Origin of the sequence: uncultured Marinobacter sp. (assembly GCF_963974375.1) — a bacterium.
GTDB lineage: Bacteria > Pseudomonadota > Gammaproteobacteria > Pseudomonadales > Oleiphilaceae > Marinobacter.
On the sequence record NZ_CAXBDN010000138.1, the window covers coordinates 1 to 11119 of the forward strand.

Consider the following 11119-nt stretch of genomic DNA (forward strand, 5'->3'; position numbering starts at 1 on the left):
ACAATAGGTTAAGGCACATTTTGGAGGATTTCGTCAGAATCGTTGCCGACCCTCTACCTGTTCCCATCCGTAACAAGATGCGTTCATCCCATCGCTGGTTATGTGTGCCGCCACCATCTTCATCATTCATCGTACTCGCGGCGATTGAGGCAGGCCTGTCTGGCCACGGGAATCACCAAGCGTGTGACGGCTCATACCTTTCGGCATGCCTTTGCGACAGAGTTATTGAGATCGGGGAGCGATATCAGGACGGTTCAGGAAATTCTTGGGCATAGCGACATTCGAACGACAGAAATCTACACGCATGTCATTGGCGATCGACGTGCTGGAACCGTCAGCCCTTTTGATCGTTTGCCAAGTTCTTGATGGGGCATTGCTTACCCGTTTAAGGGACGTAAAGCCTGGAATTGGGGGTGCGGTGAATGTTCGCTTTTGTTTATGAGCTGATTTCGAGGTATTTGACGACCAGCGATCATCGTTTAAGATGAAGTTGCGGTACAGGGAGAGGTCCCGATGGCCGCGACCGGCGATGAGGGCGCGTGCCGTCACTGGCTAACCCCCGAACCCCTCCTCTCTTCGAGCAACAAGTCTTTCAAGTAACTCGCTCGCCTGTTGGCATTACTCACTGACTTCGCCATTGAAGCAAAATGGCTGCTCTTCCCCACGATATGAACCTCGGCTTCTGCACGAGTCACCGCTGTATAGAGCCAGGCTCGATCTGAGATCCGCCCCTTCTGGATTGCGACTACAATTCTTGGGAACTGGCTACCTTGAGCCTTGTGCAGCGTAATCGCATAGCCCAGTTCCATGCAGTCGAAGATTTCCTCCGTGATCGGAATTTGCTCACCTGTATCCAGCGTCACCAAGCCATAGGTGTCCTGGTCGTCCTGATAGCCACGTTCGGTCGAGGTTAAGACGCCCAGAGAGCCGTTCTGAATACCGAGGTTGTAATTATTTTTAGTGAACAGGATAGGGTCACCCAATCGGAGATCCAGGTAGAAATTCTCGCCATAGAGGGTAAATTGCAGACGCTCACCATCCGGGTTAAGCAGCCGCTGACACTCCTGATTCAGCTCTCCGACTAAAGCCTTGGTTGCCCCGACGATTTGAGTGGTCTGAGGTGACTCTGCATAGAGCGCCTTGCAGCGATCAACAATCTGTTCTGAACTCGCCTCGTGGAACGTAATCGCTCCACAAGACAACGAGCGAGGGACCTCGCCACGATTGATGGTGGCTGAGTATTCCGGTATTCCTGTAGCGCCCTCCTGACGCTTCACAATGCTAAGTGCCTGAGTCGCCACCGCACCTGACTCAACCACGTCCGACAACACTTTGCCGCAACCGATTGGCGGGAGTTGGTTGGGATCACCAGTCAGGATGATCCGAACCGATGGATCAAGATGCGTGATGAGTCGGTACATGGTTGGAAGGTCAATCATGCTCGCCTCATCGATGACGAGGACATGCTTTGGGCGATCCAGCGAGTGCTCTATCGGCTCTTCTCGAAGCAACCGGGCAATGGTCATGGTGAAGAAGCCGATGCTCTCGTGCAGGCGCATTGCCGCCCTGCCAGACAAGGCAACCGCATGAACCTCATATCCTAGTGAGTTGTACGCCCTGAGAACTGTCCTCAGCACCGTAGTTTTGCCTGTTCCGGCACCACCGATAATGCAGGACACAGAGTTGGTCAGACTGGATTCAACGGCCTGCACCTGTTGCTCCGTGAGGTTATAAGGCAAATCCAGAACTGCATCGGTTAAGGCTTTGAATACCGCCTCATCTGAGTCAGTAAGGCTGGCCAGGGATTTCAGGCGTTTGGCAACGACCGACTCCATCATAATTTGAGCGGTGGGATGGTAGGTTCCGGTATCGGGTCGGATGATAAATTGACCGCTCTGATGCCCGTTTTCGAAAGCGTCCGTTGTCAGTTTGGCGTCCTGTAAAAGCTCGGCAATCAAGGGCTTGAGGGCCTTGTAGGTGGCGTAAGTATGCCCCTTTTCAACCTGTCTGCGGATTGCCGTCTCCAGTGCCCCGGCAAGGCGCTGTGGCGCAGATTTCGCAAAGCCTAGTCGCTCTGCGATGGTATCAATGTCCCTAAATGCCATCCCGAATCCAAGAAGTGCGTAAGGGTTGCTCTTGAGGACATCGACAGTGCGTTCATCGTGGTATTTCAGAATACGTTGCTGGATACGCAACGGGATTCCGAGCGAGGCCAGCCAATTAGCGTGTGCGAGGTTTCGGTATTTGGCGTAGCCGTTGTATAGGGCGTCTACCGATACATCACTCAGAATGCCCCTCAGAAGCTCCCTGTGATCCGCTCTATCGTATCGCAGCATCTGGTGTAGTTTGCTGCTGAAGGCGTCCCAGAGCGCCCGTGCTTTCGCCTCACCAATGCCGGTGAAATCTCTGTCTGACGCGATAAAGCGGATCAGTGCCTCACCGGATTCTGGCAACGTGCATTCCATTTCAACCGGCGCGTTATAGACATGCTGCTGTAGTTCATAGTCGCCTGCCTGAACCGCCTCCAATACCCGCTCACCACGCACGCGCCATTGCTGGCCCACGGATGGTTTGATGGGCAGTGATTGGTTTTCGCACCGGATGGAGATGATGTATTTCCTGCTGTTGATACGGTAGCTGTTGGCTTTCAGCGGGACACCAGAAAAGATCGTGTATTGTGCGCCTTCATGCTGGCAACTGGTTACGCGGAAATAGTCTTCATTCACGGGGCGACACCAAATTCCGTCAGCACCTCGGATAACTCGCCATAGCGCTTGAGTTTGGCTTCCAGCGTTGCAACGCGGGCTTTCAGCTCAATGTTTTCCTGCTCCAGAACGGAGAGTCGTTTTGACTCCAGGGACCGCTGATTGGCGCTGGCATCGTAGGGCTTTGGCGCAGACCGTTGTTGCTGTGCAGTTTCAGTCAGTGGCGGTAATACGCCTCTTTCACGGAGGACCGTTTCAAGATTATCCAAGGCCGATTTTATCGCCGGATTCTGGCGCAAGGCGCTCTTTCCGATACCGATAGCGTTGGCAACTTCGCCACGGTTTAACTGGCCGCGAAAGACGATCTGCTTGAAATCGTTATCGGTTTGCGTAGCGGCCCAACGCTGGAAGGCAACAAGATTTTCCCGAGCTTTTTCTTGTCCGTTAGCCATTCTCGATACTCAACACTTTTTCAAGGGCATTCACAAAACCGTTTCTGAGGACAACCTTGCCGTTTTGGTCCTCGATGCCGCCGCGTTCTGTTTTAGTCCAGCCCTTTAATTTAAGGGACTCCTCAGAGATGGCGTCTCTCAATGCATCAATCTCGTGACTCAACAGGCTCGGTAACCTCGATTCAGATTTGTCTTCAGCACCCGCTCGGTAGTCAATTTCCAATTTCTTGATCGATGCAAACCTTTTATTTTCGGCCCTCAATTTACGGACCTTCGAAATCAGGTCGAGTATGAGGAAGCGGTGAGTTTTATTGCTTACCTCATCAACCCAATCGTACTCGCCCGAGGGCGTGGTCTGTGCTTTGATCGCTTTCTTTTTCTGGTCTCCAAGCGCCTGCCAAGCCTCAATGACCGCTCTATAATGTTCTCCGGTTTTGTTTCGGATGGTCTGCTCGCTAGGAGCGCCACGACTGGCTCCTAGCTTCGCAATCGTTGAGATTCTGAAATCAACCGAGCCTGACTCATGATGTTCCTTGCAAACGGCGTGAAGGGCCTCCAGGGACTTCCTGGAACGAGAATTTTTCAGTTGGCCCAGTATGGCCTCGTAGACTTCGTTCGGTTCACTCATTGCAGCTCTCGATTTCTAGCGGGAATTTCAAAGACCCGTTCATGGCTGACTCGATCTCTTGGCGCACATCACCTAGCTGTAGTGGTTCGGCGAGATCTTCCAAGGTGATTTGCCCATTGATCAACTGGTCAGCGACGTGCCAGTTATTCTGTGTCACTTGCATAATCAGCCGGACGACCTGATTGGCAGCTTCGAGCTGCTGATCCTCGGTCAACCGAAATATCGCGGGTGCAATCCCATTGGTGTCCGCCAATTTGTCGAGCATCTGACTGAGCAGGGGGCGTGCCCTGGAGGCACTGGCGCTCTCGTAAATTTCAGCGTTGGCACAGACCTCAGCGAGCAACCGAAACTCGCTGCTTTGCTCCTCCAAATGCATCTCCATTTCCACGTAATTGTCGCTGACGATCAGTTGGTGCTGGCCTGTCTCGGAGGTCTTCAGCAGTTCGGTAGATTGAGAAATCAGGCGGTATAAGTGCTGGAGATCCGTAAGAAGCATGTCGAGCTTTTTGGCTTTTTCCTCATACGCCGAGGTGATCTTTTTCAGCGTTCGCTCTTTACCAAAAACCTGTCCCGAAGACTCGGTATCGTACCGCTCGTCATCGAGCGTCTGCCTTTTTTCTTCGAGTTCGTGGTATTCATTGCGGGCGACATTGATTTCCAGAATGATTTCGTTGGCAATAGCCGACAAACCGCCCAGAAACGCCGGGCCGGTAATGAAGAAGCGGCACTGGGGACAATTTCGAGTCCCAAGATAGCCACTGGGCACCGGCGCGTACTGTGCTTCAACCTTCCGCTCAACCAGCGCCATGCCACCTTCGTCACACTTGTTGCCGCTCATGGGGCAGATTCCGAAACTCATAAGTTGGAAGGCTCCAGAGGGCCAACTAGGTGTCAGACACTGATCCATGATGCTTCGGTCTGTGGCGATTAATTCCGGACGCGCCTCTTCGATTTTCTTCTGGAGGATGAGGTCTTCGTAACGATAGTGACTCTGCTCAAGTGCCCGTTTTTCAGCCGCCGCCATCTCCAGCCGCATTTTGCTGGCTCCTACCTTTGTGTAGTAAATCGTCATCACCAGCGAGGAATGACCAACCAGCTTTGAAATCACGGCTATGGGCGCTCTGCCGTCGACAATGTAGGCAGTGATAAGGCTGACTCGGAGAGCATGAGGGGTAAACTGGCTCTTGTAATCCACGCTGTTCTTTTTTTCGATTTTCTCAGCGAGGTCCGCGCCTGGCCTCTGACTATGGAACAACAGAGCAGGCAGAGTTCGTGTAAACGTGGTTGTCGGAAATATAGGCGACACCTTCTCATTACAGGTAATTGACGCCGGATCGCGAAAAAGGAACGCTTGTTTACCACGCCGTTTGAGGATGTCTTTGTGGGTCTTCTGCCGCAGCTTGATTTGCGTCCACGGTGTGAGTTCTTCGATAGGATTGTATTTGGACTGCCACTCCCGAAGCTGGATAATCCAACACGCTAGGTCTTCCGGCATGAAAGGAACTTCGTAGCCGCCCAATTTCTTTCCGGTTTTGTTCGTCGTGATGTAGGCGCTCAACTCACCGTCATTGCCCCCTTTCTGAATAAAGCCCTGATTCCGCTTTCGGGTCGCAAGCTGGCTTGAGTTTTTGATCCAGTGGACCTTCCCATCACGCCATACCGGAACGAATTCATCTCCCTCTCCGCTGTCGAGCCAACAGATTTGCTGTCCCCGCAACGGAATGGATAGCAACGTGTAGTTTGCGACAATTTTTACGGGCGACCATAACTCGTACACCTCTTCAAAATAGCGCTTGCGACCTCGCTTCCGGTCTTTTTTGACCACTCGATAAACGCAGTTTGGGTCGTTCTCATCAATTAACTGTGGATCAACCTCGAACCAGCAGTCTTCGAGGAAGGGATGCAATTGATAGAGATTGCGAAACGACGTTGCCTCTAGCGGAATCAGATGCTGCTTTGCTCGTACAATGGCATCCATGGGCAATGGAGGCTTGTCTGATTCACTGCGCCTGTAACTGGGTAACTGGTCTAGCAAACCCTTGAAAACGGTTCTCAGAGGATTGCGGTAGCCGGGCAGAACTATCAACTCACCGTTATCGTCCTCGTCAGAGCAATAAGTCTCCAAAATCCACTCGAAAAAAGCGGAACAGGCGTTATGCCGTGATTTTTTTACAGTATCTGCGGTGGCATTTATGAAGTTTTCGTACGCTCGCTCATTAAACGGGATATCCCTTGACAGCATGGCTCCCGGATCGTCAACCAAGCCCAACTTGTCCACGTAAAATCTAAGTAATGCTCTCAAATGTGAGTATTTGTTGGATTGGCCTGTACCAGCCTCTACATAACACTGAATGGCTTTCCAAAACTCGGGGTATTTGCTGGTCAGTTCTCGATTAATGGCATTTTCGTTGCCCAGGAAGTGAGGCCAACTTATCCAATCTTCGGCATAAAATTGGTTTGGGGTCGATACCAGCTTCGGGTCTTTTTCGTAGCCTCTGAAGTATTCCACCCCTGATTTAAACCCCAAGCGTTGAGCGGCTTCGGACGCCTCCGCGACAGTGGCGTACCTCTTCACGGGGCGCTCAATGCCAAGGTAGCTGTACCAATCATCCCAATCTTCGGCATAGAAGTCGTTGGGAGATACTGTCAGCTTCGGGTCTTTTTTGTAGTCCTTCTGGTATTCCTTAATTGATTTGAATCCCAGGCGCTGAGCGGCTTCGGACGCCTCGGCGAGGGTCGCGTACTTTTCTCTGGGGCGCTCATTGCCAAGAAAACTGTACCAATCGGCCCAATGTTTGCCATAGATTTCGTCGGGATGGGATGGCAGCTTCGGGTCTTGTTTGTAGCCCTCTTTGTATTCTGTGGACGTTTTGAATCCCAAGCGCTGAGCGGCTTCGGACGCCTCGGCGAGCGTCGCGTACTTGCCGTCGGGGCGTTCAGTGCCAAGGAAGCTGTACCAGTTACTCCAATCTTCGGCATAGAATTGACCGGGAGAAGCTGGCAGCTTCGGGTCTTTTTGGTAGTCCTCAAAGTATTCCGTCTGTGTTTTGACCCCCAAGCGTTGAGCGGCTTCGGACGCCTCGGCAACAGTGGCGTACTTCTCACTGGGGCGTTCAGTGCCAAGGAAGCTATACCAATCATCCCAATCTTCGGCATAGAAAACTGCGGGTTGTGATGGCAGCTTCGGGTCTTTTTGGTAGTCCTCAAAGTATTCCGTCTGTGTTTTGAACCCCAGGCGCTGAGCGGCTTCGGACGCCTCGGCAAGCGCCGCGTACCTCTCGGGGCGCTCAACGCCAAGGAAGCTATACCAATCATCCCAATCTCCGGCATAACTTCGGTGGGGATTCGATGGCAGCTTCGGGTCTTTTTGATAGTCATCAAAGTATTCGGTGCGTGTTCTGAAGCCCAATCGCTGAGCGGCTTCGGACGCCTCGGCGAGCGTCACGTACTTTTCTATGGGGCGCGCATTGCGAAGGAAGTTGGGCCAATCAGCCCAATCTTCGGCATAGTGTTTGTCGGGAGCTGCTGGCAGCTTCGGGTCTTTTTTGTAGCCCTTGTTGTATTCATCTCTTATTTTGAATCCCAAGCGTTGAGCGGCCTCGGACGCCTCGGCGACAGTGGCGTACTTCTCACCGGGGCGCTCAGTGCCAAGGAAGCTATACCAATCACCCCAATCTCCGGCATAGAATTGGTCGGGATTTGCTGGCAGCTTCGAATCGTTTCGGTAGCTCTTCTTGTATTCCGGCTGCGTTTTGAATCCCAAGCGCTGAGCGGCTTCTGAGGCTTCGGCGAGCGTGGCGTACTTAGTTGTCATGAATGAGTTCTTTCTTGATTGGAGAAATTAAGCCGTGCTCGGGCGACAATCTGCTCAAATGCGCCCGCATCTGCTTATCAGTGAGTTCGGTGTAGACCTGCTGACTTTCTATCGATTTATGGTGTAGGGCGTTTTTAATGATCAGAGAATCAGCGTTTGCATCAGCCAGAGCTTGCCCATACGAGTGTCGGTGGGCGTGCGCTGTCGTTCCCGCTTCTTTTGAAAACGGTAAACCAATTCTTTCAACGGCTCTTTTAAGCGATTGGTTATAGCCTTTGATTGAGTGCGGAGCGCCTGATTGCGTCGTGAATGCAAACGGATGTTTACCGCCATCGGGGTATCGCTGGTAGGTCAGGTAAAGCCGCCAAAGGTCGTTAAAGGTTTCACCAGCACTTCTTGGAAACCACCAAACCAGAAGAAAGTGGCGACTTTCATTGTCCTCTTTGGGCGCTTTCCAACCTGCATGCAGCGTATGGGATTTCGAATATTCAAATCGCGGTTGCATCCCATACTTGTTGAGCAACTCTTCGCGCCTGCTGGGGCCGTTTAGACGGGGCCGCCCTTTATCGGGATGAAAAATTTTGACCAGTGCGGTTCCGTCCTCCCACGGCACGACATCTTCTATCCAAAGGTGAAAGCACTCGCTGAGCCTGAGTCCGCCGTAATGCATCAGCATGGTAATGAGCACATTCTTCAGGTCCAAGCGCTCATGAACTACGTCGCTCGTTTCAAAGCCATATCGCGTAAGGCCATTCCACAAGAGGTCGTCAATTCGTCCAGGAGGAAAGCTTTTCTTACCCTCATTGCCGTTAGAACGCGACACCCTCCTGGGCATAACCTTCCGGAAATAAGCAGGGGCTGGTTTGTTAGCCCAAAGGTGGGAAAGAAAAGCCCGCCGTTTCTTTTGGTAGAAGGCTGCGAGGCCCATCCACTCCTCGTAACGAGTAGGTTTTACCGTTGGGTTTATCTGAAGCTTTTTCTCTTCATACTGCTCGGAGAGCCAGTCTGTGTATTGTGTTATGAGGCTGATTAGAAAGTTCGCGTCCTTATCCTCGCGTGGTTTCCACCGCAGCCAACTCGGATCGCTACCGTCCTCGCCAATCGTTCCGGTGTAGAGGCTGTTTGAAAACTCCTGAAACAGTTGGTGAGGAGTTTCAAAGCAGTCTTTATTCTGATTCGTGTAATCGATGAGGAGTCGAACCGCAAACGCGCTCCTGTCTTTCCAGCTCCGAGACTTGTATCGATGAACGATCAAATAATCCAAATAACTTTTCAGCAAACCATCTTGGGTGACGATCACCGGAAGACTTATCTTCGTCCCCGTGTTGTCTACTTTGATATTTGCCTCTATGCAGACGCTGTTCAGCACGCAATTTCCAATTGGTCAAATAGTATATTCGTGATTCCACTATATATGCATGTATGCTCAAAAAAAACCAGATTTCGACTTCTGGCATAGGTTTTTGATGCTTTTTAGGATATTTTTTCTATTCCACTAAGGAGTAAGGGCGCCAAAGGTCCGGATGAATGGCTGCCCCCGGTTGGTCAGTGCGGCTATGTAGCCAGGTTCGTCCGGGTGGTAAGATTGTATGATCTACAGCCATCGGCGCGGGAGTCGGCCTGGTTTCAGGCTTTTATGGAGGAGTGTCGTCGATGAGTCAGCCGCCCCACGTCACGAACAACCACGGTGACGGTGTTTTTACCCAAACAGCACGCAGGTCGATAGCAGTTAGTGCCAATTAGTAATTAGACTTACTAATTAGTAGATTCAGTTACTAATTGGTATCAACCAAGGCGCATCTGACTCTGCAGGAGGATCTATGTCCACCAAACGCATGACGGAAAAAGAGCTGCTTGAAGGCCTCGATGCCCACACCGCCCATGCCGACGAGCTGGCTGAACCGCTCCCTCAGGAGCTTACACCCCTGGAACGACTCAAGGGCTCAGTCAAACGTTATGAGCGGCCAACCGATCCGGTCTGGGACGAGTTCTTTGAATCCGATGAAGGCGTAACAGACGATTTCATGGAGGATCGAGAGCGGCCCAAGAAAGGACAAGAATAATCGCTATTGATGACGAAAAAGCCAAAGGGCATGTGGCTCTCAAGGGATTCTTTGGTGTCTGCCATGAGTGGGGCTGCACAAAGGGAGAAATGATGCAGATGCTCGGCGGTGTGTCCCGCAGCACTCTGGCCAAGTATCAGAAGTTGCCGCACGTAAAGCTCTCGCGGGATACCCTGGAGCGCATCAGCTACATCCTGGGCATCTACAAATCCTTGAGAGTCATGTATCCGACGGCCGACCGCGCCAATCGCCGGGTTCGACTGGAAACCAGTGAATCTCCTTTCGCTGGAGCGTCTGCCCTGGACTTTATGGCGCATGGCTCCTTGAAGCACCTCGCGGAAACTCGACGCTACTTTGATGCAAAGCGGGCGGGATAACCAGCCACCATAGAGCGATAATAATGACGATCCCATACATCACAGGTCTGACCGCGCTGTGCGCCCTGCATCCCGGGCGATCGAAACCATTCTGGCATAGCATGGGATCACCCGCTGTCTGGGCTATCGCCGGTCATAACTACCCGGACACCTCTTTCCTGTTCGGGGATCGAGAGATCATAGATATATCAGAATTTCTCGCACAGTCAGGACTGCCGGTAGATTTGTCCAGGTGCGCCAGCTACGAACGCGCTGTGTTTGATCTGCTTTACCATCACATTGAGCAGAACAACCGGGTGGTACCGAACATCCAGCCAACCGACATTAATGATGTGGTGGACTTTGATCGGATCACTGCTTGGGTTTGGGAGTGGGAGTGCTCTGGCCAGCTGAAACAAGGGGGCGCCATGCGGAGCTGGCTGAAAATAGAAGATCCTTGGGTAGAAATTTAGCGATGGATACACAGCCCAGCACCAAGTCCTATATCACAGACCTCGCCGAACAATTCGGTATCCGTTATCAAGCTACACCCGAGGACGCGCTGGCAGACATTGCCACGCGGCTGGCAGGTGATGAGGTGGTGACCGATGAGATTGAAGATCTGATTGTCGCGCTGAGACGAGCGGGGGCAATCAATGGTAATGAAATGGTTGCTTTGTTGGGACAGTATTTGGATGAGAAATTTTCGGAGCGTTAATCAAGCGCGCCAAAGCACAATACCGTCCCTGACAATGTTTTCGAGTAGTTCTGGGTTGGAGTAGCCCTTCGGGTTGGCCCATTCACGCTCCCAGACCGGCAAGGCCTGAATCAAAACGCCGGTATCCAAAAGCACATCAAATGCCAGACCCGCCATCTCCAGCTTGGTGTCCACGAAATCCCCAGGCTGTCCGCGCAAGATAACCGCCACGTCAGCATCGCTCTCCGCGTGATAATCGCCACGGGCTCGGCTACCAAACAGGATCAATTGAACCGCATCGAAACGATTAGTGAGTTTTTCGCGAAAAACTAATACCGCCTCCCGAATATCGGTAATCCCCCCATTTTAAGAGGGCATCAAAAGTAGAGTTCAGGCCACCATGG

The 11119-nt window shown here is 52.1% G+C and carries 11 protein-coding genes; 5 read left to right on the plus strand and 6 right to left on the minus strand.

Going from position 1 to position 11119, the window contains the following annotated elements; genetic code table 11:
* The first annotated feature begins 42 nt into the window (after nt 1-42).
* A complete protein-coding gene (locus AAC035_RS12445; RefSeq protein ID WP_339804629.1) occupies nt 43-366 on the plus strand; it encodes a tyrosine-type recombinase/integrase in 324 nt (107 codons plus the stop codon).
* Nucleotides 367-545: 179 nt separating this feature from the next.
* On the opposite strand, the gene AAC035_RS12450 is transcribed toward AAC035_RS12445, so the two are convergent.
* Genes AAC035_RS12450 through gmtY form a run of 5 tightly spaced genes read right to left on the minus strand, consistent with a single transcriptional unit; the run spans nt 546 to nt 8968 of the window.
* A complete protein-coding gene (locus tag AAC035_RS12450) occupies nt 546-2726 on the minus strand; it encodes an ATP-dependent RecD-like DNA helicase (RefSeq protein ID WP_339804632.1) in 2181 nt (726 codons plus the stop codon).
* The gene (locus tag AAC035_RS12455; protein WP_339804633.1) at nt 2723-3157 is read right to left on the minus strand and encodes a VPA1267 family protein; all 435 of its coding nucleotides are present in this window, start codon (nt 3155-3157) and stop codon (nt 2723-2725) included. Before AAC035_RS12455 ends, AAC035_RS12450 begins: the two co-directional genes overlap by 4 nt.
* Nucleotides 3150-3785 carry a gamma-mobile-trio protein GmtX gene (gmtX, locus tag AAC035_RS12460; RefSeq protein ID WP_339804635.1) on the minus strand — a complete coding sequence of 212 codons (636 nt, stop codon included), beginning with the start codon at nt 3783-3785 and terminating at the stop codon, nt 3150-3152. Before gmtX ends, AAC035_RS12455 begins: the two co-directional genes overlap by 8 nt.
* Nucleotides 3778-7599 (minus strand): VPA1269 family protein, encoded by a 3822-nt coding sequence (locus AAC035_RS12465; protein ID WP_339804637.1) that lies wholly within the window; start codon nt 7597-7599, stop codon nt 3778-3780. The genes gmtX and AAC035_RS12465 overlap by 8 nt, the downstream gene beginning before the upstream one ends.
* A complete protein-coding gene (gene gmtY / locus AAC035_RS12470; protein WP_092033916.1) occupies nt 7589-8968 on the minus strand; it encodes a gamma-mobile-trio recombinase GmtY in 1380 nt (459 codons plus the stop codon). Before gmtY ends, AAC035_RS12465 begins: the two co-directional genes overlap by 11 nt.
* Nucleotides 8969-9419: 451 nt before the next feature.
* On the opposite strand from gmtY, the gene AAC035_RS12475 reads away from it, so the two are divergent.
* The 4 genes from AAC035_RS12475 to AAC035_RS12490 are packed head-to-tail and all read left to right on the plus strand — an operon-like array spanning nt 9420 to nt 10736.
* Entirely contained in the window at nt 9420-9662 is a 243-nt protein-coding gene (locus AAC035_RS12475; RefSeq protein ID WP_339804640.1) for a hypothetical protein, read from the plus strand.
* 5 nt (nt 9663-9667) lie between these two features.
* A complete protein-coding gene (locus AAC035_RS12480; protein ID WP_339804645.1) occupies nt 9668-10039 on the plus strand; it encodes an antitoxin Xre-like helix-turn-helix domain-containing protein in 372 nt (123 codons plus the stop codon).
* Nucleotides 10040-10062: 23 nt separating this feature from the next.
* Nucleotides 10063-10491 carry a hypothetical protein gene (locus AAC035_RS12485; RefSeq protein ID WP_339804641.1) on the plus strand — a complete coding sequence of 143 codons (429 nt, stop codon included), beginning with the start codon at nt 10063-10065 and terminating at the stop codon, nt 10489-10491.
* Nucleotides 10492-10493: 2 nt separating this feature from the next.
* A complete protein-coding gene (locus tag AAC035_RS12490; protein ID WP_339804643.1) occupies nt 10494-10736 on the plus strand; it encodes a hypothetical protein in 243 nt (80 codons plus the stop codon).
* On the opposite strand, the gene AAC035_RS12495 is transcribed toward AAC035_RS12490, so the two are convergent.
* Nucleotides 10737-11072, minus strand: coding sequence for a nucleotidyltransferase domain-containing protein (locus AAC035_RS12495; RefSeq protein ID WP_339804647.1), 336 nt, complete (start codon nt 11070-11072; stop codon nt 10737-10739).
* Nucleotides 11073-11119 lie beyond the last annotated feature (47 nt).

Bases quoted from the DNA above. Each gene is read 5' to 3' on its own strand.
- AAC035_RS12455 (WP_339804633.1), bottom strand. From the start codon at position 3,157: ATGGCTAACGGACAAGAAAAAGCTCGGGAAAATCTTGTTGCCTTCCAG.
- gmtX (WP_339804635.1), bottom strand. From the start codon at position 3,785: ATGAGTGAACCGAACGAAGTCTACGAGGCCATACTGGGCCAACTGAAA.
- AAC035_RS12465 (WP_339804637.1), bottom strand. From the start codon at position 7,599: ATGACAACTAAGTACGCCACGCTCGCCGAAGCCTCAGAAGCCGCTCAG.
- AAC035_RS12475 (WP_339804640.1), top strand. From the start codon at position 9,420: ATGTCCACCAAACGCATGACGGAAAAAGAGCTGCTTGAAGGCCTCGAT.
- AAC035_RS12485 (WP_339804641.1), top strand. From the start codon at position 10,063: ATGACGATCCCATACATCACAGGTCTGACCGCGCTGTGCGCCCTGCAT.
- AAC035_RS12490 (WP_339804643.1), top strand. From the start codon at position 10,494: ATGGATACACAGCCCAGCACCAAGTCCTATATCACAGACCTCGCCGAA.